Source organism: Bacillus cereus group sp. BcHK124 (genome assembly GCF_027712065.1).
Classification (GTDB): domain Bacteria; phylum Bacillota; class Bacilli; order Bacillales; family Bacillaceae_G; genus Bacillus_A; species Bacillus_A pacificus.
Genome location: NZ_JAQFPJ010000012.1, coordinates 79,766 through 103,285, shown reverse-complemented (window position 1 = coordinate 103,285; position 23,520 = coordinate 79,766). Strand labels below are relative to the sequence as shown.

Genomic DNA, 23,520 nt, shown 5'->3' with positions numbered 1-23,520 from the left:
AGTATATCACCACATCTAAAATCGCACTGTAAGCATAATGTTACTCCTCCCTTTTGATTACGACATTTTAAAAACGAGAGAATCACATTCACCTTATGTAAAATAACTTTTTTATAAATGCAATCGCAAAAAAGCTGCTGCCTACAAAATATAGACAGCAGCTACAGTATACATTTTATAACTAATAAACAGCGATCGGCCCATAAGGACCATCAATAATCTCTATTTTTGTTTCAAAAATATCTGTCAAAAGTGTTGGGTCCATAACCTCTTCTACTGTTCCAAAAGCAGCAATTTGTCCATCTTTCATAGCACAAATTTTGTCAGAGTATTTTGCTGCAAAATTTATGTCATGCATAACAGTCAAAATTGTTCTTCCAAATTCATTAGCTGCACGTCTCAAATGCTCCATCATTTGAACAGAACGAGCAACATCAAGGTTGTTCAAAGGTTCGTCCAAAAGTACATATTCCGTCTCTTGGCACAATACCATCGCTACATATGCCCTTTGTCTTTGACCACCAGAAAGCTCATCTAAATATCTATTCTCTAAATTCGTTAAATCTAGGAAGTCGATATATTTAGAAATAATAACTTCATCCTCTTTCGTTAATCTTCCCTTTGAATAAGGAAAGCGTCCAAATCCAACTAATTGTCTAACAGTAAGCCTCGTTACAAAATGATTTTCTTGTCGCAATATAGTCAAAACTTTTGCTAAGTCTTTTGATTTGGATTCAGAAACATCCATATTTGCTACTTGGATTTGACCTTCATCCATATCTAAAAGTCTTCCTATCATCAAAAGTGTCGTAGACTTTCCAGCACCATTTGGTCCAATTAAAGAAGTAAAGCCCGCTTTTGGTATTTCAATATCCAAAGGTCCTATTTTTACCTTATCAGTATAGAACTTTTTAACATTATCGATTTTTATCATAAAGCCCTCTTCCTTAAAACTATAGTTAAGAATATAATTCCACCAAATAATTCAATAATAACTGAAACTACACCTTGAGCATTGAATACATGATACATTAAAAAGTATGCGCTCGTCATTATTAAAAATCCGATTGCAAAAGCCATTGGGAAAATATATCTATGATCATAAGTTGCCGCCGCCTGATAACTCAAAGTTGCTACTAAAAACCCATAGAAAGTAAGTGGCCCAATTAGAGCTGTTGAAATAGACATTAAAATAGCTACTAATACAAGCGTATAAATTACACTAGGTTGATATTTAACTCCAAAGGAAGTAGCAACATCCTTTCCTAGTGATAACACATTTAAATTCTTAGAATGAGCAAAAATTAATACTGCTACAATTATGATCATCGGAATGACAATAGGAAAATATGCAGGATCTGCATGATTAACAGAACCAAATAATTTTGCTTGTAAAAGATCAAACTCTGAAGGCGCAAGTAACTTTCTCATGAAAGTTGACATAGAATTTAGTCCCGCACCAATAATAATTCCGACTAAAAGCATAAGTTGTAAATTCCCGTATTTACCGGAAAGTAACCATCCATAAAGTATCAAGCTCATGAGGACCATAAGAACGACTTGAAATAAAAATGATCCAATTCCATTAAAATTGATCAATGCACTAGCACCAAAGAAGAATATTGTGCTCGTATGAATTGCTGAATAAAGTGATTCGAAACCTAACAGTGAAGGAGTAATAATCTTATTATTCGTAATGGATTGGAAAGCAACTGTCGACAAGCTATGGCAAACAGCTGCAATAATCATTGCAACAATAGCTACAATCCTTCTCTTAACAACTGGGATAAAAGAAGGTGAATCTATCGGAACTGGATTGTTATACACTAACAGTCCATATGAAGAAAGGAGGCCTAAAGCAATCAATGTGATCAGTACAATCCAATAACGTCTTGCTTCCTTCTTAGAACGAAAAGCGCTAGCTGATCTACTTTCATTATGAAGGCTAGAATCGACTTCGACATTTTCTTTATTTCTATAATCTAATGTGATCATCGTGGCCTCCTTGGTTTTCTTTTTCTCAATAAAATAGTAATAAACACGACTGCTCCCACTGATGCAAGTATTAAAGAAACAGGTAATTCAAAAGGCTTTATAATTGTTCGAGAAATGATATCACAGGCAGTTATTGTACCCATTCCGATCAGACACACCCAAGGTAAATTACTTCTAAGATCATCACCTCTAAACATGGAAACAATATTTGGAACAATTAACCCTAAGAAAGGTAAATTTCCAATAACTGCTGCAACAATCCCAACGGCAAAAGAAATAAGGGCTGTTCCAAAAAGAACAATTCGGTTGTAATTAACGCCAAGACTTGTTGCGACATCTTCTCCTAGTCCAGCTAAAGTCAATCTATTCGCATACATAAAAATAAGCAAAGTAACGATAACAATCAGCCATAAATATTCGTATCTTCCGACCTGAATGTTAGCAAATGAACCTACAAACCAAGTTTCAATACTTTGCGTCATTTGAAAAAGGAGTCCCAAAAAAGTAGACACTGCAGAAATAACTGCTCCAAGCATCAATCCAATAATCGGGACAATTAAAGACGAACGAAGCTTAACTCTTCTTAAAAATAGAAAGAAAATCATAGTTCCTATAAAAGAAAAAATGATTGCACCAGTCATTCTTTGAACTAAAGTTGGGGCAGGGAATAGTAAATACACAAAAAGCAGGCCTAAGCCTGACCATTCAATAGTCCCCGTTGTAGTAGGTTCAACAAATCGATTTTGTGTAATAAGTTGCATGACAAGCCCTGCCATCGCCATTGCAGCTCCAGTAAGCATTAATGCAACTGTTCTCGGAACACGAGTGATGAAAAACATCTCCATTCCGTCCTCTTGTCCACGTATATCATAAACGCCAGTAAACAGTGATATAATCCCTAAAATTAGAACAACTATAATCGCTATTATAAAAGATTTTGTCCATAATTTATTGTGATTATAAAACTGGGGTTGAGAAATATTCTCAACCCTAGAAATTATATTTTTTGACACTGCTTCGTACCCCTTTACACTACTTAGCTAAAGTTTTTGCGATATTTCCAAATAACTCTATATAAGTCTGAATTGATTCATTTGTGTAAGTATCTGCTGGTGCATAAATAACTTGTTTTTTAGAAACAGCAGTTGTGTTTTGAAGAGCTGGTGATTTAGAAATAACATCCTGAGCAGGAGCTGACTTAGCTGCATCAGATGTTGCAGCATCACGATCTAATACGAACAGCCAATCAGGATTTGTTTGTGCGATAGCTTCAACAGAAACGTCATCACCTTTATGACCTGCAGTAGAATTAGAAACTTCTAACGCTGGAGTCCAACCGAAAATTTCATACATTGGTCCCCAAACGCGACCAGAGTGCGGCGCAGCAAAACCAATATTACCACCAGTAACGATAACACTCATAACTTTATCTTTTCCGTTATAAGCAGATTTTGCATTTTCAATAGATTTATCAAAATCAGCTACTAATTTTTTAGCTTCTTTATCTTTATCAAAGATTTTTCCTAAAGTAATTGTAGAATCTTTAAGTCCTTTTACTAAGTTTTCACCAGGCTTAGTAGCTTTCTCAGAAACATCAACGTTAAGATCAATAACTGCTGCATTTGGTACTAATTTTTTAATTTCTTGATAATGGCTAGCAAATCTTTGGCCAACGATTACAAGATCAGGGTTTGCAGCTGCAATAATTTCAAGATTTGGTTCGCGGTGATTCCCAATATTTTGAACTGAATTATCTTTTACATATGCTGAATCAGCGGGCATTACATCCTTTGGAGCAGCCGCTAATTTAATTCCCCAATCAGATAAAGTTTCAAAAGTTCTATTATCTAAAGCAACTACATTCTTTGGATTTACAGGAACAGTAACTTTTCCATGCGCATCAGTGATTTCAACCGTTTTTGGCTTATCACTACCATTACCTTTAGTAGCCTTCGAAGTTTCTTTACCTGCATCTGAGCAAGCTACTAACATTAAAGTGAAAACTGCTAGAATACTTACTAATTTTAAAAGCATAGTTTTTTTCATACGTATACTCCTTATTATGTAATTTAGTTCGAAAATGATAACATCGATAGATTAAATTAGACAGTAACTTTTATGTACCCAAACTGCTATTGATAATCATTTTCATTTGAATATCCTGTAAATAAGTATAGTCATTAATTCTGTGAAAATCTTGTGAATGGTGTGAATTAATAAAACCAAGCATAAATTAAATATGAAAAGTAACATTTGAAATCCAGCATGTTGACTAACTATGGTTTTCCCTACAAAACCGGCTCATTAATAGCTAACATTTTCATAATCCCTCGCCTGATAGAAATATACTTTTTACATCTTTTCATACTTCTCAAAAACTATTTGATTATTGATTTAAAGAAAAAAACGAGTAAAACTAAATGAAACGTTTTACTCGTTTTTTCTATTATCTTATTTCTATCATTCAATCATTGAATAACCTCTACCATGTATCGTTTGAATATATCTGTCTTTCTTCTCACACTTTAACTTTTTTCTTACATATCCAATATATAAGTCTACTACATTTGGATTTACGACTACGTTATGTCCCCAAACTTGGTTCAAAAGCATTTCACGGCTCAATATTGTATTTTTATTCTTAATTAAAAATACAAGTAAATCGTACTCGCGCTTAGTAAGTGAAAGATTTTTACCACCTTTTTTCACAATATTGCTAGATGCATCAACAAAAAGATCTTTAAACTGAAAAAAGGTTGTCTCATGTTGCTGGTTACAGTCACTTCTCCTTAAAATAGCTTGCACCCTTGCTACTAGTTCTTCTTTCGCAAATGGTTTTCTTATATAATCATCAGCTCCTGCTTGTAACCCTGCCACGCAATCCTTACTAGAAATATTGTCAGTCACAATAATGATCGGTGTCATTTTAACAAGTCGTATTTGTCTGCAAATTTCTGGCCCGGATATGCTTAATGAATCCCAATCTAATATGATAATATCCCAATCTTGTTCATATATTATATTTAAACCTTCGTTTTCATTGTGAAGTTTTAAAATGAAATGGCCTTCTTCCGTTAAACCGCTTACGATTTTCTTTGCTAAAGACCGTTCATTTTTAATTACTAACACCTGCCTCACCGATGGTTCACCTCTACTTCAATATAACTTAGTTAGATAAAAAATTATTTAAGATTTATAAATATTAAATCCCTAAAAAATCCATTCAAACAGCTTATTAGGAGAACTCTATATAATCTTACAATAGGTATGTATAGAAACACAAAACATATTAAGATTTGAATAAAATGATTTTATTAATAGAAACTCACCAATTGGGCGTTTACCAGCAGCTATAGTATCTACCTGCTTATCATTAATAACCACTTCTTCCTTTTCTGTTTCAGGGGTACCGGCTCATCCCCATCAACTTAAGCAGTTTATAAAACCACAAAACAAAAAGAACCATAACCTCACCAAACTGGCAAAATTATGGTTCATATCATACAAAATAAAAAACCACCAAATATGTATTGGTGGAGACGGTGGGAGTCGAACCCACGTCCAAAAATATCGGCACTTAAGCTTCTACGAGTGTAGTCGATATATTAGCATTTCGCGAACTCTTCGGCCTATCGACAGGCTTCCAAGTTGCTAGTCTGGTTGTTCTCTTCCTTTGTCCTCAGACGGCGAACTCCGGCGTAGTCCACTTAGTTTGAGTCCCTTACCCTACCACATGGACGATGGAGGGAGGAACCTTTAGTGCAATTAAGCAGCTAAAGAAAGATTGTTTTGTTTGCCAATTATAGGCTTTGACGTTTTAACGAGGCCGATCCCCTCGACTCGCAACCTAAGCTCGAACTATCCCTGTCGAATCCGTAACGTCCCCATGATAAAAATGGAGCATACGAAGAAAATTTCGTGATAGCTACTAAGAGCTGTTTTTCAATGTGCAACAATCTTACATAAGTTATTATAACATACGCGCGCCGTTTTACAAATGTAAATATCTGTATTACATCTTTTGGCGATCACGGAACGCGCGTGCAATTTCACGTTTTGCTTCTTTCTCTTTTAAATCGTGACGCTTATCATATTGTTTCTTACCTTTTGCTAAACCAAGTGCCATTTTCGCGAATCCATTTTTCAAATAGATTTTAAGTGGAACTAATGCATATCCTGTTTCTTTTGCAGCTCCTGCTAATTTATCAATTTCTTTTTTATGCAGAAGTAACTTTCTCGTACGAAGCGGATCATGGTTGAAACGATTTCCTTGCTCGTACGTACTAATATGCATATTATGAACCCATACTTCACCATTATGTACACGAGCAAATGCATCTTTCAAGTTCACGCGTCCAGCGCGAATCGACTTAATTTCCGTTCCTTGAAGGACAAGCCCTGCTTCGTATGTTTCTTCGATGAAATAATCATGAAATGCTTTTTTATTTTGTGCAATAACCTTACCTGAACCTTTTGGCATATAACGTCCCTCCTCTATTTTTACTATTGTAACAAATGTTAATAAAAAGCGAAAGTGGCTCGCTTAGAATGTGAGGTGGATGGAGCTTCTGACCTTGAGGCGCCCTTTGCCTCTCGGGAAGAAGCGAAGCCGCCGAACATTCTAGCCACTGTAGCTGGATTCCCATAAAAAGCGAAAGTGACTCGCTCTCGAGCCACCAATAAAAAAGAAAAAGCCTCGCTTTTTATCAAAGCGAAGCCATCCTTTTCTTACTTACGCTTTTTCTTCTTCTTCTTGAATCCTGGTACGTTTTCGAAGAATGCTTTTTTCTTCTTGCCGTTACCATCTTTTTTCCCTGGTTGGCTAGCGGACGCGGATGCAGATCCTCTTCCTTTACCTTTGCCACCACGGTCAAATTTTCTACCTGTGCCACGTTCTCCGCCGCGCTCATTACTGCGTTCGCTACGTCCGCCGCGTTTCTTTCTGCCTGTTCTTGGCTGTTCGATCACGACTGGACGATCTTTGAACTTACGACGAGGCGTACCTTTCATACCAACGATTTCAAAGTCGATTGCACGCTCGTCTTTGTTTACGTTAATAACACGAATTGTAATTTCGTCACCGATGCGGAATACGTTACCTGTACGTTCTCCGATCATTGCGAAGTGCTGCTCATCATAACGATAGTAATCATCCGTTAAGTAGCTAACGTGTACAAGACCTTCAATTGTATTTGGAAGCTCTACGAATAAACCGAAGTTTGTTACAGAGCTAATCATACCGTCATACTCTTCGCCAATCTTATCAAGCATATATTCTGCTTTTTTCAGCTCGTCTGTTTCACGCTCAGCTTCAACAGCACGACGTTCCATATTAGAAGAGTGCTCTGCAATCTCAGGTAATTTTTCACGCCATTTTGCTTGCGTTTCATTGTCGACTTTACCGTTAATGATATATTCACGAATCAATCTGTGAACAATCGTATCTGGGTAACGACGAATTGGTGATGTGAAATGCGTGTAGAACTCAGTTGATAGACCAAAATGTCCTAAGCTTTCTGCATCGTAACGTGCTTGCTTCATAGAACGAAGCATTACTGTCGAAATGACTACTTCTTCTGGTTGCCCTTGAACCATTTCAAGAATTTGTTGTAGCGCACGAGGGTGTACTTCATTTGCACGTCCTTTTACTGCATATCCGAAGTTCGTTACAAACTCGAAGAAACGCTCTAGCTTATCTTCTTTCGGATCTTCATGGACACGGTACATGAATGGTACGTTCATCCAGTGGAAGTGCTCTGCTACTGTTTCGTTCGCGACAAGCATAAATTCTTCAATTAACTTCTCTGATACTGAACGATCACGCATGACAACATCAGTCGGTTTTCCTTCTTCATCTACTAATACTTTCGCTTCTTTAAAGTCAAAGTCGATTGCACCGCGGCGCATACGTTTTTCACGTAAAATTTGTGCTAATTGCCCCATCTCTTTAAACATCGGTACTAACGGCTCATAGCGTTTAATTAATTCTTCGTCCTCATCTTCTAAAATGCTTCTTACGTCAGCATACGTCATACGCTCTGTCGTTTTAATTACACTTTGGAAAATCTCGTGCTTTACAACGTCACCTAAATTGTTGATTTCCATTTCACAAGATAACGTCAGACGGTCTACTTTCGGATTTAATGAACAAATACCGTTAGATAGACGATGCGGAATCATCGGAATTACACGGTCAACAAGGTATATACTCGTCGCTCTCTCCGCTGCTTCTACATCAATTGGAGAACCTTCTTGAACGTAATGACTTACATCTGCAATATGAACCCCAAGCTTATAGTTACCGTTCTCGAGCTTCGTTACTGTAACAGCGTCATCTAAATCTTTCGCGTCTGCACCGTCAATTGTTACGATCATTTGGTCACGAAGATCACGGCGATCTTTTAAATCTTCTTCTGAAATCGTTTCTGGTACACTGTTTGCGTGCTCCATCACTTCTTCAGGGAATGCTAAAGGCAAATGATGTTTATGGATGACAGATAAAATATCTACTCCTGGGTCATTTTTATGACCTAGAATTTGAATAACTTCACCTTCTGCACTTAAACGATTCTCTGGATAGCTCGTAATTTTCACAACTACTTTATGACCTTCTACAGCGCCCATTGATGCACTTTTCAATACGAAAATGTCACTCGTCCAGCGCTTATTGTCAGGTATAACAAATCCAAAGTTTTTCGATTCTGTATATGTACCAACTAGTTCTTTCGTTCCGCGTTCTAAAATGCGTACAATGGAACCTTCTTGACGCGAACCACTCGATTGGGAACTAAGGCGTGCTAATACTGTATCGCCATGAAGCGCACCGTTTAATTCTGTAGGCGGGATGAAAAGATCGTCGTCTCCTGTTTTCTTCTCGTCTGGTACAACGAATGCAAAGCCACGTGCATGTCCAATTAACTTACCACGTACTAAATTCATTTTTTCAGGCAGACCGTAACGGTTGCTACGAGTACGAATAATAAGTCCCTTCTCTTCCATCATTACAAGTGCCTTTACGAAATCTTTAAAGCCCTCAGAACCTTCAATTCCAAATGCCTCTTCTAACTCTTGTATCGTTAGCGGTTTATACGCTTCTTCTCTCATAAATAATAACAACTTATCAATATGTTCTTGTATGATTTCTTCCAAGCAAAAATACCTCCTTTAAAACCTTATATTATTTAGTGTATCCGAAAGATAGGGGATGTATAAAGCGAAACTTCAATACTCCCCTTATGATTTTTACAGTTTTCACAAAAAATTCCTTATGAAAAAAAGAGGCAACTAGATCTTACCAATCTAGTTGCTCCAAGAAGTTATATACATCCTCATGTAGCTCGTCACGCTGTTTATCAAGTGTAATGACATGCGTAGAGTCTTCATACCATTTAATGTCTTTTAACGTTGATTCTACACCGTTATAAATAATGTTCGCACTATCTGTATTAATCATTTCATCATGACGCGCTTGTACAACAAATGTTGGGGCATAAATCATGTCCACATTGTTACGTACGTCAGCAATTAATTGTTGTAATGCTTTTAATGTATTCATCGGTGTCTTTTGGAATTCCAACATTTCTTGTTCAATTTGCTCTGGTGATTTTTGCTCACGCTTTTTATATTCGCGGGCATATGCCAATATACCTTGGTACATCGTTTCTTCACTCTTAATATACATCGGTGCACACATTGGCACTACACCTAAAACCGGTACTGTATAACCTAATTTTAGAGAAAATACACCGCCAAGTGACAATCCAACGACAGCAATTTTCTCAAAACCTTTATCTTTTAAAAGCTGATATGCCTCCGTTACATCTTGCCACCAATCTTCAGGACCTGTATGAACAAGCTCTTCTGGTGGTACACCGTGCCCTTTATAAATTGGCGCATGACAAGTGTAGCCTTTCTTTTCTAAGAAACGCCCTAACATACGTACATCAGCTGAGTTTCCTGTGAATCCATGTAGTAATAAAACAGCGCGGTCTCCACCCTCAAATGTAAATGGTTTCGGAGATGCTAATTTCATCATGTACTTCTCCTCTTTCTCTTCTGTAATCTAGTCGTATTCTTTCTATATCTAGTGTACCATATTTATATTTCTATAATCTAATTAGAAACATCTTTCAAATGGCAAAACAAAAAAAGAAGAACCATTAGTACATCCTACTAACGCTTCTTCTTTCAATTCTATAAGTTTAAGTACGTAACACCAATTGTTAATGCGAAGAACAATACAGCTAAAACAATTGTAATACGGTTTAATACCGCTTCAATTCCACGTGCTTTTTGCTTACCAAATAATTGCTCTGCACCGCCTGAAATTGCACCTGAAAGGCCTGAGCTATTACTAGACTGCATAAGTACCATAACAATCATTAAAATCGATACAATAATAAGTAAAACGGATAATAACGTATGCACTTGGCGTACCTCCTACAAAGATTCAGTTATTGTAACTGTAGCATAAATTCTATAGAAAAGCGAGAGCTATAAGGTTGCTCTCGCTTTTCTTCCATTACATGAACATCATTGCAAATAGCGGCCCGAGCAAACATGTCAAAATCGCTGTTAATGTCATTGTTACCGATCCAATAACACCTTCATGTTCATTATTTTTCATCGCTCTCATAACACCCATAATATGAGAAGCACATCCAAATCCGATACCTTTACCAACTGAGTTTGTAACGCGGCTCCATTTTAATAAAAGCGGGCCGGTAATCGTTCCAGTAATACCTGCAATAACAACGAAAGCTGCTGTTAATGACGGTACACCACCAACTTGCTCTGAAACACTCATCGCAACTGGCATTGTCACTGATTTTGGTAAAGAAGATAAAATTAAGCTTTTATCTGTTCCCATAAGTGACGCAATAGCAAAGTCACTTGCAATGGCAACTGTTGTACCTACTAGTACCCCGCCGGCAATCGGTACAACATATTTTTGAAGAACGTGGCGTTGTTTATAAAGAGGAATTGCAAATGCTACAACACCGGGTCCGAGCAGTTTTGCAATCCAACCGCCACCACTTTCCATATAATGTTGATACGGTATATCAAGCATAATAAATAAGAAAGCCATTAATCCTGTTGCTACAAGCATTGGAATGGTGAATGGTGTTGGAAATAATTTATAGATTTTTTTAGATAATTGGTATAATAGCACCGTAAAAATAACCCAACCGATTCCGATCAATATTTGGCTCATCGCGACTCTCTTTCCTTTCTATTCGCAAGATATTGTCCTGTATGTCCTGCGACAATAATAATTAAAAATGTACTCGCTACAATTGTAATGAAAAGAGAAATTCCTTTACTCATAAAAAAAGCACCGTAATTCATTAGGCCAAGTGTTGGCGGAATTAATAAAAACGGCATAATAGCAACGAGTGTTTCTGCTCCTAAATCGAACCATTTCACTGGAAGAACTTTTAGGCTAAGTAAAACAAGTAAGAGGAACATTCCAATCAAACTTCCTGGAATCGGAATATTTAACATTTCTTGTACCCAAGTTCCAACCATATAAAAAACGTAAAGAGCAGCAATTTGGACAAGAATCTTTGTAAATTTCATGTTCATCATCCCTCTTGTTTATACGATCTTCTGTTAATATCTTTATCATAGTATAAATTGTAAAAAGCTGCAATTTATCAACTTGACAGCAAAAAACGCCTATGTTATACGCTTACAACCTTGATATGACTACATTTCTAAAAGAAAATTAAGTCAAAAACCTTGACCTAATATAAGAAGTTTTTATTTTCTGAATTTTAAAGGTTGTTATTTCAATAAAATAATCTTTTTATCCTTAAGCTTACATATATATAAAGTGAAACTTTAATCAGTGGGGGTTCTTTATCCCCCACTGATTATTAGTTGAACTAATTCGCTGTATTTCGAGGTGGAGGTCTTACTGCCCATTAAAGTGGGATAAACAAGATAGGTGGTGAACATATGCCCAAAAAAGTTCTCATTTTTTGTGATCCTGGGATTGATGATACGATGGCTCTCCTCTTAGCATTCTTTATTGATGAAATAGAAATCATCGGCATTGTTGCTGATTACGGCAATGTTCCAAAAGAGATGGCCGTACAAAATGCTCATTTTCTTAAGAACGAAACAATGAATAGAAATATTAAGATATTTGGTGGGTCAGAGCGTCCACTTACTGGTGCCCCACCTGCTTTTTTTACCGATGTACATGGGAAACAAGGGCTCGGGCCAATTATTCCAAAAGGGAATGTAACTAACGGGGAAATGGAGAATTTTTTCGAAGTTATTCCTCTTATTGAACAGTATAAAGATGAAGTAATCATTGTAAGTTTAGGAAGACTTACCTCCCTCGCAATTTTATTCATCGTATGTAAACAGTTAATGAAGCAAATTAAATCTTACTACATAATGGGCGGTGCCTTTTTACACCCGGGTAATGTTACCCCTATTTCTGAAGCAAACTTTTATGGTGATCCTGCTGCCGCTAATATAGTCCTTCAATCCTCACCTAACATGTACATCTATCCATTAAACGTCACCCAATATTCCATCATTACACCAGAAATGGCTGAATATATTGAAGCAAAAGGAAAAGCCCCACTCGTCAAACCTTTATTCGATCATTATTACTATAGTTATTATAAAAATGCTCTACCACATTTAAAGGGTAGCCCCTTCCATGACACAATGCCAATACTCGCTTTACTTGATAACTCTATGTTTACGTATCACAAATCACCTATCGTTATCATGACCGAATCTTATGCACAAGGGGCAAGCATTGGGGAATTCCGCTCTTTAGAAGAATCTAAACCATTTATTGATCGGCCGATTCATCAAATCGCAATTGATTTTGATTATAACCGCTTCTTTAAACATTTCATGTCACTTATGACGGGGGAAGAATTTTAACATAAAAAAACAGACCGTGATTTCTCACGGTCTGTCGTTATTTTCTACAATTATCGTTTGATGTTGTAGAAAGATTTGATACCATCGTAAACAGCGATTTCGCCTAGTTCGTCTTCGATGCGTAATAATTGGTTGTACTTAGCAATACGGTCAGTACGGCTCATAGAACCAGTTTTGATTTGGCCAGCGTTAGTTGCAACTGCGATGTCAGCGATTGTAGCATCTTCAGTTTCACCAGAACGGTGAGATACAACTGCTGTGTAACCAGCACGTTTAGCCATTTCGATAGCTTCGAAAGTCTCAGTTAAAGTACCGATTTGGTTAACTTTAATTAAGATTGAGTTAGAGATACCTTTTTCGATACCTTCAGCAAGTTTTTGAGTGTTAGTTACGAATAAGTCGTCACCAACTAATTGTACTTTATCACCGATACGCTCAGTTAATAATTTGTGACCATCCCAGTCGTTTTCGTCTAAACCATCTTCGATAGAGATGATTGGGAAGTCTTTGCAAAGCTCTTCGTAGAAATCAACCATTTCTGCAGAAGTTAAGCCAGTACGGCCTTCGCCTGCAAGGTCATATTTACCAGTTTCTTTGTTGTAGAACTCAGAAGAAGCAACGTCCATTCCTAAGAATACGTTCTCGCCAGCTTTGTAACCAGCTTTTTCGATAGCTTCGATAATTACTTCTAATGCTTCACGGTTAGAACCAAGGTTTGGAGCGAATCCACCTTCGTCACCTACTGCAGTGTTAAGACCTTTGTCATGTAATACAGCTTTAAGTGCATGGAATACTTCAGCACCCATACGGATTGATTCTTTGAATGTTGGAGCACCAACTGGTAAGATCATGAACTCTTGGAAGTCTACGTTGTTATCAGCGTGAGAACCACCGTTGATGATGTTCATCATTGGAGTTGGTAATTGTTTTGCATTGAATCCACCAAGGTAACGGTATAATGGAAGACCTACGAAGTCAGCTGCTGCGTGAGCTACTGCCATAGATACACCAAGGATAGCGTTAGCGCCTAGTTTACCTTTGTTTGGAGTGCCATCTAATTCGATCATAGCACGGTCGATACCAGCTTGGTCAGTTACGTCGAAACCAACGATTTCTGGAGCGATAATTTCGTTAACGTTGTTTACTGCGTTAACAACACCTTTACCAAGGTAACGAGATTTGTCACCGTCACGTAATTCTACTGCTTCGTGTTCACCAGTAGATGCACCACTTGGTACGATAGCGCGTCCGAAAGCGCCGCTTTCTGTGTAAACTTCTACTTCTACAGTTGGGTTACCACGAGAGTCAAGGACTTCGCGAGCATAAACATCAATAATTGTTGACATAATAAATTCTCTCCTTTTTATATAAGCAAATTATTTAATAATTGTTTTACCTGTCATTTCTTTCGGTTGCTCAACACCAAGAAGTGTAAGCATTGTTGGAGCGATATCACCTAAGATACCACCTTCACGTAATTCTACGTCGTTCTTCGTAACGATGAAAGGAACCGGGTTAGTTGTATGAGCTGTCATTGGCTCTCCGTCAGAAGTTAATTCTTCGTCAGCATTACCATGGTCAGCAGTAATAAGTGCTACACCATCTTTTGCAAGAATCGCTTCTACAACTTTTCCTAAACATTCGTCAGTTGCTTCTACTGCTTTAATTGTTGGTTCCATCATCCCAGAATGGCCAACCATATCACAGTTCGCAAAGTTAAGAATGATAACATCATGTTTATCATTTTCGATTTCATTTACTAAAGCGTCCGTTACTTCGTAAATGCTCATTTCAGGTTTCAAGTCATACGTTGCAACCTTCGGTGAGTTAATTAAAATACGCTCTTCTCCTGGGAATTCAGCCTCACGACCACCGCTAAAGAAGAATGTAACGTGCGGATACTTTTCAGTTTCCGCGATGCGAAGTTGCTTTAATCCCGCTTGCGCAACAACTTCACCTAAAGTGTTATCAAGGTTCATTGGCTTGAATGCCACGTAACCATCTACTGTTTCACTAAAGTGTGTCATACATACGAATTCTGGAATGTGAGGTACTTTTTCACCACGATCGAACTCACGGAAGTCTTCGTTTGTAAATACACGAGCAATTTGAATTGCACGGTCTGGACGGAAGTTATAGAAGATAACTGCATCATCATCATTGATTGTTGCAACTGGCGTGTTATCTTCGTTAACAATTACAGACGGCAATACGAATTCATCGTAGATACCATTTGCATAAGAGTCTTCTACACACTCTTCTGCCGATTTATAAGTAGGGCCTTCACCATTCACCATAGCACGGTAACATTTTTCTACGCGATCCCAACGCTTGTCACGGTCCATGGAGTAATAACGACCAGAGATAGTCGCGAATTGTCCTACTCCTGTTTCTTTAATTACTTCATTTGTTGCATCAATATAGCTTTGTGCTGTTTTTGGTCCAACATCGCGGCCATCTAAGAATGCATGAATGTATACTTTCTCAACGCCTTCTTTAGCTGCTAAGCGAAGAAGAGCAAACATGTGGTTCATGTGACTGTGCACACCACCGTCAGAAAGTAAACCGAATAAATGAAGTGCAGTACCTTTTTCTTTTACGCTTTTAATTGCACTTTGGAACGTTTCGTTCTTGTCGAACTCACCTTCACGAATTGCAACGTTTACGCGTGTTAAGCTTTGATATACAATGCGGCCAGCACCGATATTTAAGTGACCAACCTCAGAGTTACCCATTTGACCTTCTGGAAGACCTACTGCCTCACCACAAGCTGTAAGCGTTGTGTGAGGGAATTTGTTCCAGTAACCATCAAAATTAGGTTTCTTAGCTTGTGCTACAGCATTCCCGTAAGTTTCTTCACGAAGTCCGAAACCGTCAAGAATAATTAGAGCTGTTGGCTTTCTCATTTTACCGCCTCCAGAAGACCTAAGAACGAAGCAGGCTCTAAGCTAGCACCGCCAACTAAAGCGCCGTCGATGTCAGATTGTGCCATGTACTCTTTAATGTTTTCTGGTTTTACGCTACCGCCGTATTGAATACGAACAGCTTCTGCAGCAGCTGGAGAAACAGCCTCTGCAACAACTTTACGGATGTGCGCACATACTTCGTTTGCATCTGCAGAAGAAGAAGATTTACCTGTACCGATAGCCCAGATTGGCTCATAAGCGATAACAGTTGCTTTAACTTGCTCTTCAGTTAAACCTGCAAGTGCTTTTGTCACTTGACCTGCTACTAGATCAAATGTTTTTCCGCTTTCGCGCTCTTCTAAAGTCTCACCACAACATACGATTGGTGTTAAACCATGTTCAAATGCTGCGATAGTCTTTTTGTTTACTGACTCATCTGTTTCAGCAAACATTTCACGACGCTCAGAGTGGCCAAGTACTACGTAGCCTACTTTTAAGTCGCTAAGTGCTACTGGGCTAATTTCGCCAGTAAATGCACCATTTTTTTCGAAGTGCATGTTTTGTGCACCTACTTGTAAATCAGTTCCTTCAGTCGCTGCTACAAGGCGCTCTAAGAATAGAGCTGGAGAGCAAACTACTGCATCAACAGCTGAAGCTGCTGGGATTTGACCTTTAACTTCCTCTACGAAGCTAACTGCTTCAGATAGAGTTTTATTCATTTTCCAGTTACCTGCGATAATTGGTTTACGCATGCTTTGCACCGTCCTTTTTCTTTGGCTGCTACTTATTTGTCGTTAAGACAAACTACACCTGGAAGCTCTTTACCTTCCATGAATTCTAATGACGCACCGCCGCCAGTAGAAATGTGGCTCATTTTATCAGCCATACCGAATTTTTCAACAGCTGCTGCAGAGTCACCACCGCCGATAACAGAGTATGTACCTTCTGCATCTGCTAATGCTTGTCCTACTGCTTTTGTACCTTCTGCGAATGGAGTCATTTCGAATACACCCATTGGTCCATTCCATACAACAAGCTTAGAGTTTTTAATTACATCTGCATAAATTTCACGTGTTTTAGGACCGATGTCCACGCCTTCCCAGTTAGAAGGGATAGAATCGATATTAACGATTTTAGTTGTTGCAGTTTCAGAGAATTCCTCAGTGATTACAACATCAACTGGCATGTAGAAGTTTACGCCTTTTTCTTTTGCAAGTTGCATAAATTCTTTAGCTAGTTCAATCTTGTCGTCTTCACATAGAGATAGACCAATTTCATGACCTAAAGCTTTAACGAATGTGTAAGCAAGTCCGCCACCGATGATTAAGTTATCTACTTTGTCTAATAGATGACGAATTACACCGATTTTATCTTTTACTTTCGCACCACCGATGATAGCTGTGAATGGACGATCTGGGTTAGAAAGTGCTTTTCCAAGAACATCTAACTCTTTTTCCATTAGTAAACCAGATACTGCTGGTAGGTAGTCCGCGATACCTGCTGTAGAAGCGTGAGCACGGTGAGCTGCACCGAATGCATCGTTTACGAAGATGTCAGCAAGAGCTGCAAATTCTTTCGCAAGTTCTGCATCGTTCTTTTCTTCGCCCGCATAGAAACGTACGTTTTCAAGAACTAATACGTCGCCTTCGTTCATTGCTGCAACCATTTCTTGTACAGCTGGTCCGAATGCTTCGTCTGCTTTTTTAACGTCTTTACCAAGAAGCTCGCCTAAACGTGCTGCTACTGGAGTTAAACGCATTTCTTCTACTACTTGACCTTTTGGACGGCCTAAGTGGCTTGCTAAAATAACTTTCGCACCTTGCTCTACTAAATATTGAATTGTAGGAAGAGCTGCACGGATACGAGTTTCATCTGTAATTTTGCCTTCTTTCATAGGTACGTTGAAGTCAACGCGGCAAAATACACGCTTACCTTTTAAATCTACGTCACGAATTGATTTTTTGTTCATTGGATTTCCCTCCGACTACTAGTTAGGATTGACAAAACCCACTCAAAAGCTTAACACATTTGCTTTTAAAACGAAAGAAGAGAGAGAGGGAACAAACCCTCTCCCTCGTTTTGTCATTGATAACTTATATAATTAAGAATTAAAGACCTTTTGAAGTCATGTAAGCTGCTAGGTCTACTACGCGGTTAGAGTAACCAGTTTCGTTATCGTACCAAGAAAGTACTTTAACCATGTTACCTTCCATTACCATTGTAGATAATGCATCGATTGTAGAAGAAGCTGTACATCCGTTATAGTCGATAGATACTAATGGCTCTTCGCTGTATCCAAGGATACCTTTTAATTCGCCTTCAGCTGCTGCTTTGAATGCTGCATTTACTTCTTCAACTGTTACTTCTTTGTCAAGTTCAACAACTAGGTCAACTAGAGAAACGTTAGCAGTTGGAACACGTACAGCGCCACCGTTTAATTTACCTTTAAGTTCTGGTAATACTAATGCTACTGCTTTAGCTGCACCAGTAGATGTTGGGATCATGTTTTCAGCTGCTGCACGAGCACGACGTAAATCTTTGTGTGGTAAGTCTAAGATTTGTTGGTCGTTAGTGTAAGAGTGAATTGTTGTCATCATTCCGCGTTTTACGCCGAATTTTTCGTTTAATACTTTAGCAAATGGAGCTAAGCAGTTTGTAGTACAAGAAGCGTTAGATACTACGTTGTGGCTAGCTGCATCGTATTGTTCGTGGTTAACACCCATAACTACAGTGATATCTTCGTCAGAAGCTGGAGCTGAGATGATAACTTTTTTAACTGATCCACCTAAGTGTTTTTCAGCGTCTGCTTTTTTAGTGAAACGACCAGTAGATTCTACTACGATTTCTACTCCGTAGTCGCTCCATGGTAATTGTGCTGGGTCACGCTCAGCGATAACTTTGATTTCTTTACCGTTAACAACGATGCTGCTTTCGTTAGCAGATACTTCTGCGTTTAAAGTTCCGTGAACTGTGTCATATTTTAAAAGGTGAGCTAAAGTTTTAGCATCTGTTAAGTCGTTGATTGCTACTACTTCTACCTCTGGGTTGTTAAGTGCTGCGCGGAATACGTTACGTCCGATACGTCCAAATCCATTAATACCAATTTTAGTCATTTGAATTTCCTCCTTGGGGGATTATATTAAAGGGTAATACCCTTTGTTAATTGTTTTGCTGCACCTTCATCTGTAATTAGAATTGAAGTGTGCCCTTGTTTAATTACAGCCTGTATTGCCTTTGCCTTTGAAGAACCTCCAGCGACTGCAACAACGTGAGATACATTTTGTAAATCCTCTAGTTGCATACCAACTGTTCTTACCTTATGAACAACATTTCCTTGTTCATTAAAGTAGTAACCGAAAGCTTCGCCAACTGCTTCGCTTGCCTGAATCTTTAACCAATCTGCTTCTGAAGTATTTCTGCGACGTGCCATTGTTAACGCATCACCTATTCCATGAATGACGATATTGGAAGATCGAATCAACTCAAGAACTTCTTTCACGGAAGGCTCTGTCACAATAGACGCATATGCTTCGCTGCTAACATGGTCTGGAACATACAATAAGCGATAATTACTCATCGTATTTTGCGCCATCTTGGCACAAATAGTATTGGCTTCTAACTCGACGCCTTCTCCAATTCCACCACGTGCTGGGACAAATAGCATATGTAAATCTTTGCAATCAAGCTGCATCATGTCCGCAACAGCAGCTAGCGTAGTTCCTCCAGCCACAGCAACGATATTATTCGCTGTCAGACGGTCTTTTATACAAGTCACACAAGCACGGCCCATCTCCAGTTTGACCCAAGGCGATTCATCACTATCACCAGGGACAACGAAAACTTCATCCAAGTCTAATGTTTCCTTAAGTTGCTTTTCTAAAACCTTTAACCCGGAAATTTCTTTCATAAAGTCTTCCAAAGCAAGAACTAAAGCTGTTCCTTCTTCTGTCAAAGTCATTCCAGAAGAAGCGACGTGAACTAAGTTTTGTTCTTTCAAAACTTGAACTTCACTTCGCAATACTCGTTCTGTCATACCGAGACTTGCTGATAAATTTCTTCTTCCAATCGGCTGCATAAGCCTAATGTATTGAAGAATTTGCATTCTCGTTTGCATAACAGGTAGCAGATCAGGTAATAATTTTTTTGTGTTCTGAATCCATGAGCGCATATCTTTTCTCCTCACTACATCGGTTCATTTTCCCTCGTGGTCACTTTACGTCCCGTAGTGACATTTTGTGTCCCACATAGGTTAAAAAAATAATCCCTGCTACGTGTATTATTGTAACAGGAGATAGAAACTTATTCAACTCTTAACTGCATTCTTTATATAGTTTATTATGACACCTTTGTGAATGTTACCATATTCTACTTGTTTTCCGTCTATTTCTACAACCGGAATCATTAGGTGATATGTTTCTAAAAGGTCATTATCTTCATATATATCTATTTCCTCAATTTGAAAAGAATATTCACATTGTACTTCCTGTAAAACTTGTTTCGCCTTCACGCAAAGGCCACAATCATTTTTTGTATACAGTACAACTTTCATCTTCTTCACCTATCCGATCGTTTTTCGTAATGACGACGCTGGGATGTGCATTTGCTCCCTATACTTCGCCACTGTTCTTCGAGAAATAACGATTTCATGCTCTTCTTCTAACAATTTTGAAATCTTTTGGTCTGAAAGTGGCTTTTTCTTATTCTCCGCCTCAACAAGCGTTTGAATAAATTGTTTTACACGCTTTGTAGAAACCGCTTCATCTTCAGTAGTCGAAACGGCATTACTAAAGAACGATTTCATCTCAAATAAACCGTGTGGTGTTTGCACATATTTATTTCGCGTTGCCCGACTAATTGTCGATTCATGGACGCTTAACTCTTCTGCTACTTCTTTTAAAGCAAGTGGCTTTAAATACTCCGGACCTTTCCAGAAGAAATCACGTTGTTTTTCCATAATAATGGTCATCACTTGCAAAAGCGTTTGTTTTCTTTGTTTCAAACTACGCATAATCCACTGTACATGCTGATACTTTTCTGAAACGTAAGATGCTACTTCACTTTCACTATTATTAAGAAGCGCACTATATTCAGAATGAATTTCAATTCTCGGCATATTTCTCTCATTCATTTGTAAAACGAGACGATCACCATCTTTTTTCACAGCCATATCAGGCACAATATAAAGTGGTTTATCAGAAGAAAACGCAAGACCTGGTTTCGGCTGTAATGACGTAATACAGTTCACCGCCGATTGCAATTCCTCATTACTACACTTCAGCACTTGAACGAGCTTTCGCCAATCTTTCTTCACGAAATAAGCGAAATGATCTTCTACAACCTCTTCTGCTAATCCATTTCGTCTTTGTAAGCGCTTCAATTGCAAAGTTAGACATTCCTGAATATTACGCGCTCCTACCCCTGCTGGCTCAAGTGATTGGACAAGCTCTACAGAGCGGTCAACTACATGTAGCGGTGCGGAAAGGAGATTTGCTAACTCCTCATTCGTTTCTTGTAAATACCCATTTCCATCCATGTTCATAATAATGAAAGAAGCTACTTTTCGCTCTTCTTCCTCTATTTTATAATACTGTATTTGATTTAATAAATGTTGCTGAATCGTTGTAGAATCCACACTGTAGATTTCCATCTGATTCTCGACTTGTTTGCTGGTACTTTTACTGTTGTTAGAGCTCTTTTTCTTCTCCCTCTCAAAACCACCTAACTCAATAAGGGGATTCTCTAACGATTGCTCATACAAAAACTCCGATAATTCTTGTACATTATACTGGAGCATTGTAATCGCTTGCCTTAACTCTTGTGTCATTGCCAAACGTAAGCTTTGTTCTTGTAAAAGACTTGCCTTCAAACTAATCTCCCCCTTGTTTCTATTGTACAATAAGTTTGGTAAAAGGAGAATGCTATCACAGACACCCATTCCAAAATATTATTAATTTATATGTATTAATGAGATTTACAACTTAAAACCGAAATTTGAATAATATTGAAAGAAAATAATAACGGAATTTAATTATAATCAAGTACTAATAGTAAATCTTATTATCAGATATAACAAGAGGGAAATAAAAAAAGTCCTAACCTACAAAACGTAAGTTAGGACTTTTTGACGCGCCCAGAGGGATTCGAACCCCCGGCAGACGTGGTACCGGAAACCACCGCTCTATCCGACTGAGCTATGGGCGCATGATTATAAAATACACTTCATTTTCTCTTCATAATAATAGCAATAAAAACCATTTAAATCAATAAAAACTCTTTGATTGCACTTTATATATACACTATTTTTCACATAAAAAAGCCCCCTAATTTCTATATTTAGGAGGCAATTCTTAACGGTCTTATTTATCTAGTTTCTCTTTAATCTCTTTTGGAATTTCATTAGGCTGTACTTCTTGATATGTTTCAATATATTCACCTTTTGTTTTAACCTTTACATACGCTCCCTCTCTAAGTCCACGAGGTGCATAAAACTTAACATCTCTCTCTTCACCTGAAGTATAATAACCCATTAGTTTATAATCCCCAGCTACCTCTCCAATTTTGGATAGTCGACCAGATTCTTTCGCTTTTACATATACAAAGTCCTCTTTCACAAGCGGATTGTATCTATCTGTTATCTCATTATGAGAAACACTTGCCACACCAATAACTAATATAAAAGCTCCAATTAAACCCAATAATAATTTCTTCATTTTTCTCTCCTTAAAATATGCTTTTAACTTATTTTACCTTCTTTATTCTAGGAGAAAAAAGTTTTTGTCACTATCGCTTTTCCTTACATGTTCATTACAAAATTGTAATGCTCAGATGCTTCATCCCTAAAATTCCCAATCATAAATTCACTCCAACTCACAAATTATAATCTTTGAATTGATATTCCAAAGGGGGCTTCATTCAATGACTGTAATTACGAAATTAAAGCAAACTGTTTCTGGATTAAAAAGTGCACAAGCTAGCTTAGAGGGATTCGCTCTTGATACGGATAACCAACAAGCTAAGCAACTTTTCCAAACAGCTGCGCAGCAAACACAAACAATTATCGATTCTTTAAACCCACGTGTTGAAGAAGTCCAACAAGAAGAACCACAATACTCACAGCAATAACGAATCAGTCTTGCTGTGAAATAGAAAAAGGGTGATATGCAGTCATCCTTTTTCTATCACATTACATATTGCAATAGAAATGGAATGATGATTATGCGAAAGATCGGACTCATTACCGCGTTATTTATACTTCTATTTAGTTCTTTTACCGGTTGTGATCACAGCCCATTAGATAAAAAGGTAAAAAAAGAAGAAGCAAAACGAACAGAGAAAGAGAAAGGTCCCAAATTAACAAAGACGAGTACGGAATCCTTTAATCAATCTATATCACAGGGAGCGAAGAAAAGAGCTCTCGCTATGGATGAAATTATAAAGAGCGCAGCTGTGAATTCAAATTTAGATCTCTACATAGCAGTTAAGCCTGAGCATCATGAACGATTTGGGTTAAAACCTTTACGCAAGAAACTTCAAAAGCAACTAAGTGACGAATATCCCACTTTCGATGTTCGTGTTAGCACCGATAAAAAAATCTTTATGTTACTCGAAAAGCTTGAAAACAGAATCAAGAAAAAAGAAATATCTAAAGATGAAATCAAAAAACAGTTAAAACTTATCGGATCAGAAATGGAATCTAACACTTAACGCT

23 protein-coding genes, 1 tRNA gene and 1 other RNA gene are annotated in these 23,520 nt (G+C 37.9%); 3 read left to right on the top strand and 22 right to left on the bottom strand.

What is annotated here, in order from left to right; translation table 11 throughout:
- Positions 1-181: 181 nt before the first annotated feature.
- From PDK19_RS18095 to PDK19_RS18040, 12 genes are all read right to left on the bottom strand, one after another.
- Positions 182-934, bottom strand: coding sequence for an iron ABC transporter ATP-binding protein (locus PDK19_RS18095; protein WP_000590065.1), 753 nt, complete (start codon positions 932-934; stop codon positions 182-184).
- Positions 931-1,995, bottom strand: coding sequence for an iron chelate uptake ABC transporter family permease subunit (locus PDK19_RS18090; RefSeq protein ID WP_000631127.1), 1,065 nt, complete (start codon positions 1,993-1,995; stop codon positions 931-933). The genes PDK19_RS18095 and PDK19_RS18090 overlap by 4 nt, the downstream gene beginning before the upstream one ends.
- Positions 1,992-3,008, bottom strand: coding sequence for an ABC transporter permease (locus tag PDK19_RS18085; RefSeq protein WP_000041834.1), 1,017 nt, complete (start codon positions 3,006-3,008; stop codon positions 1,992-1,994). Before PDK19_RS18085 ends, PDK19_RS18090 begins: the two co-directional genes overlap by 4 nt.
- A 19-nt stretch (positions 3,009-3,027) precedes the next feature.
- Entirely contained in the window at positions 3,028-4,041 is a 1,014-nt protein-coding gene (locus tag PDK19_RS18080) for a siderophore ABC transporter substrate-binding protein (protein ID WP_088106294.1), read from the bottom strand.
- Between the two features lie 414 nt (positions 4,042-4,455).
- Positions 4,456-5,133, bottom strand: coding sequence for a response regulator transcription factor (locus PDK19_RS18075; protein ID WP_001250246.1), 678 nt, complete (start codon positions 5,131-5,133; stop codon positions 4,456-4,458).
- A 393-nt stretch (positions 5,134-5,526) separates the two neighbouring features.
- Positions 5,527-5,881, bottom strand: a transfer-messenger RNA (tmRNA) gene (ssrA, locus tag PDK19_RS18070).
- 126 nt (positions 5,882-6,007) lie between these two features.
- A complete protein-coding gene (gene smpB / locus PDK19_RS18065; protein WP_001123901.1) occupies positions 6,008-6,475 on the bottom strand; it encodes an SsrA-binding protein in 468 nt (155 codons plus the stop codon).
- A gap of 248 nt (positions 6,476-6,723) precedes the next feature.
- On the bottom strand, positions 6,724-9,144 hold the full coding sequence (gene rnr / locus PDK19_RS18060; protein ID WP_000391075.1) for a ribonuclease R: 2,421 nt from the start codon (positions 9,142-9,144) through the stop codon (positions 6,724-6,726).
- Between the two features lie 142 nt (positions 9,145-9,286).
- Positions 9,287-10,027 (bottom strand): carboxylesterase, encoded by a 741-nt coding sequence (gene estA / locus PDK19_RS18055; protein ID WP_000761976.1) that lies wholly within the window; start codon positions 10,025-10,027, stop codon positions 9,287-9,289.
- Between the two features lie 161 nt (positions 10,028-10,188).
- Positions 10,189-10,422 (bottom strand): preprotein translocase subunit SecG, encoded by a 234-nt coding sequence (gene secG, locus PDK19_RS18050; protein ID WP_000557262.1) that lies wholly within the window; start codon positions 10,420-10,422, stop codon positions 10,189-10,191.
- A 94-nt stretch (positions 10,423-10,516) separates the two neighbouring features.
- Complete coding sequence (locus PDK19_RS18045; RefSeq protein WP_000078293.1) at positions 10,517-11,209, bottom strand: LrgB family protein; 693 nt, start codon at positions 11,207-11,209, stop codon at positions 10,517-10,519.
- The gene (locus tag PDK19_RS18040) at positions 11,206-11,574 is read right to left on the bottom strand and encodes a CidA/LrgA family holin-like protein (RefSeq protein ID WP_000673220.1); all 369 of its coding nucleotides are present in this window, start codon (positions 11,572-11,574) and stop codon (positions 11,206-11,208) included. Before PDK19_RS18040 ends, PDK19_RS18045 begins: the two co-directional genes overlap by 4 nt.
- 381 nt (positions 11,575-11,955) lie before the next feature.
- On the opposite strand from PDK19_RS18040, the gene PDK19_RS18035 reads away from it, so the two are divergent.
- The gene (locus PDK19_RS18035) at positions 11,956-12,906 is read left to right on the top strand and encodes a nucleoside hydrolase (RefSeq protein WP_001125025.1); all 951 of its coding nucleotides are present in this window, start codon (positions 11,956-11,958) and stop codon (positions 12,904-12,906) included.
- A 50-nt stretch (positions 12,907-12,956) separates the two neighbouring features.
- Here PDK19_RS18035 and eno read toward each other — a convergent pair whose 3' ends face one another.
- The 10 genes from eno to PDK19_RS17985 form a co-directional block, all read right to left on the bottom strand.
- Positions 12,957-14,252 (bottom strand): phosphopyruvate hydratase, encoded by a 1,296-nt coding sequence (gene eno / locus PDK19_RS18030; protein WP_000103956.1) that lies wholly within the window; start codon positions 14,250-14,252, stop codon positions 12,957-12,959.
- A 30-nt stretch (positions 14,253-14,282) separates the two neighbouring features.
- Positions 14,283-15,812 (bottom strand): 2,3-bisphosphoglycerate-independent phosphoglycerate mutase, encoded by a 1,530-nt coding sequence (gene gpmI / locus PDK19_RS18025; protein WP_001231150.1) that lies wholly within the window; start codon positions 15,810-15,812, stop codon positions 14,283-14,285.
- Entirely contained in the window at positions 15,809-16,564 is a 756-nt protein-coding gene (tpiA, locus tag PDK19_RS18020) for a triose-phosphate isomerase (RefSeq protein ID WP_001231036.1), read from the bottom strand. Before tpiA ends, gpmI begins: the two co-directional genes overlap by 4 nt.
- 32 nt (positions 16,565-16,596) lie before the next feature.
- Positions 16,597-17,781, bottom strand: coding sequence for a phosphoglycerate kinase (locus tag PDK19_RS18015; protein WP_001036347.1), 1,185 nt, complete (start codon positions 17,779-17,781; stop codon positions 16,597-16,599).
- Between the two features lie 139 nt (positions 17,782-17,920).
- Positions 17,921-18,925, bottom strand: a complete 1,005-nt coding sequence (gene gap, locus PDK19_RS18010; RefSeq protein ID WP_000161231.1) for a type I glyceraldehyde-3-phosphate dehydrogenase — start codon at positions 18,923-18,925, stop codon at positions 17,921-17,923.
- A gap of 26 nt (positions 18,926-18,951) precedes the next feature.
- Positions 18,952-19,980 carry a gapA transcriptional regulator CggR gene (cggR, locus tag PDK19_RS18005; RefSeq protein WP_001258187.1) on the bottom strand — a complete coding sequence of 343 codons (1,029 nt, stop codon included), beginning with the start codon at positions 19,978-19,980 and terminating at the stop codon, positions 18,952-18,954.
- Positions 19,981-20,115: 135 nt separating this feature from the next.
- The gene (locus tag PDK19_RS18000) at positions 20,116-20,361 is read right to left on the bottom strand and encodes a glutaredoxin family protein (protein ID WP_000869739.1); all 246 of its coding nucleotides are present in this window, start codon (positions 20,359-20,361) and stop codon (positions 20,116-20,118) included.
- A gap of 9 nt (positions 20,362-20,370) precedes the next feature.
- Complete coding sequence (rpoN, locus tag PDK19_RS17995) at positions 20,371-21,678, bottom strand: RNA polymerase factor sigma-54 (protein ID WP_000647971.1); 1,308 nt, start codon at positions 21,676-21,678, stop codon at positions 20,371-20,373.
- A 259-nt stretch (positions 21,679-21,937) separates the two neighbouring features.
- Positions 21,938-22,013 (bottom strand) — tRNA-Arg (locus tag PDK19_RS17990).
- Positions 22,014-22,168: 155 nt separating this feature from the next.
- Positions 22,169-22,522 (bottom strand): YxeA family protein, encoded by a 354-nt coding sequence (locus PDK19_RS17985; RefSeq protein ID WP_049112618.1) that lies wholly within the window; start codon positions 22,520-22,522, stop codon positions 22,169-22,171.
- A 205-nt stretch (positions 22,523-22,727) separates the two neighbouring features.
- Here PDK19_RS17985 and PDK19_RS17980 point away from each other — a divergent pair, with 205 nt between their 5' ends.
- Together PDK19_RS17980 and PDK19_RS17975 are read left to right on the top strand one after the other, a co-directional pair.
- Positions 22,728-22,934, top strand: a complete 207-nt coding sequence (locus PDK19_RS17980; RefSeq protein ID WP_000216166.1) for a DUF1657 domain-containing protein — start codon at positions 22,728-22,730, stop codon at positions 22,932-22,934.
- A gap of 93 nt (positions 22,935-23,027) precedes the next feature.
- Positions 23,028-23,516, top strand: coding sequence for a YhcN/YlaJ family sporulation lipoprotein (locus PDK19_RS17975; protein WP_001226063.1), 489 nt, complete (start codon positions 23,028-23,030; stop codon positions 23,514-23,516).
- The last annotated feature ends 4 nt before the right edge of the window (positions 23,517-23,520 follow it).

Bases quoted from the DNA above. Each gene is read 5' to 3' on its own strand.
- tpiA (WP_001231036.1), bottom strand. From the start codon at position 16,564: ATGCGTAAACCAATTATCGCAGGTAACTGGAAAATGAATAAAACTCTA.
- estA (WP_000761976.1), bottom strand. From the start codon at position 10,027: ATGAAATTAGCATCTCCGAAACCATTTACATTTGAGGGTGGAGACCGC.
- PDK19_RS18000 (WP_000869739.1), bottom strand. From the start codon at position 20,361: ATGAAAGTTGTACTGTATACAAAAAATGATTGTGGCCTTTGCGTGAAG.
- PDK19_RS18095 (WP_000590065.1), bottom strand. From the start codon at position 934: ATGATAAAAATCGATAATGTTAAAAAGTTCTATACTGATAAGGTAAAA.
- PDK19_RS18090 (WP_000631127.1), bottom strand. From the start codon at position 1,995: ATGATCACATTAGATTATAGAAATAAAGAAAATGTCGAAGTCGATTCT.
- gpmI (WP_001231150.1), bottom strand. From the start codon at position 15,812: ATGAGAAAGCCAACAGCTCTAATTATTCTTGACGGTTTCGGACTTCGT.
- PDK19_RS18080 (WP_088106294.1), bottom strand. From the start codon at position 4,041: ATGAAAAAAACTATGCTTTTAAAATTAGTAAGTATTCTAGCAGTTTTC.
- PDK19_RS18045 (WP_000078293.1), bottom strand. From the start codon at position 11,209: ATGAGCCAAATATTGATCGGAATCGGTTGGGTTATTTTTACGGTGCTA.
- cggR (WP_001258187.1), bottom strand. From the start codon at position 19,980: ATGCGCTCATGGATTCAGAACACAAAAAAATTATTACCTGATCTGCTA.
- PDK19_RS18040 (WP_000673220.1), bottom strand. From the start codon at position 11,574: ATGAAATTTACAAAGATTCTTGTCCAAATTGCTGCTCTTTACGTTTTT.
- PDK19_RS18035 (WP_001125025.1), top strand. From the start codon at position 11,956: ATGCCCAAAAAAGTTCTCATTTTTTGTGATCCTGGGATTGATGATACG.
- eno (WP_000103956.1), bottom strand. From the start codon at position 14,252: ATGTCAACAATTATTGATGTTTATGCTCGCGAAGTCCTTGACTCTCGT.
- PDK19_RS17980 (WP_000216166.1), top strand. From the start codon at position 22,728: ATGACTGTAATTACGAAATTAAAGCAAACTGTTTCTGGATTAAAAAGT.
- PDK19_RS17975 (WP_001226063.1), top strand. From the start codon at position 23,028: ATGCGAAAGATCGGACTCATTACCGCGTTATTTATACTTCTATTTAGT.
- gap (WP_000161231.1), bottom strand. From the start codon at position 18,925: ATGACTAAAATTGGTATTAATGGATTTGGACGTATCGGACGTAACGTA.
- PDK19_RS18015 (WP_001036347.1), bottom strand. From the start codon at position 17,781: ATGAACAAAAAATCAATTCGTGACGTAGATTTAAAAGGTAAGCGTGTA.
- smpB (WP_001123901.1), bottom strand. From the start codon at position 6,475: ATGCCAAAAGGTTCAGGTAAGGTTATTGCACAAAATAAAAAAGCATTT.
- PDK19_RS17985 (WP_049112618.1), bottom strand. From the start codon at position 22,522: ATGAAGAAATTATTATTGGGTTTAATTGGAGCTTTTATATTAGTTATT.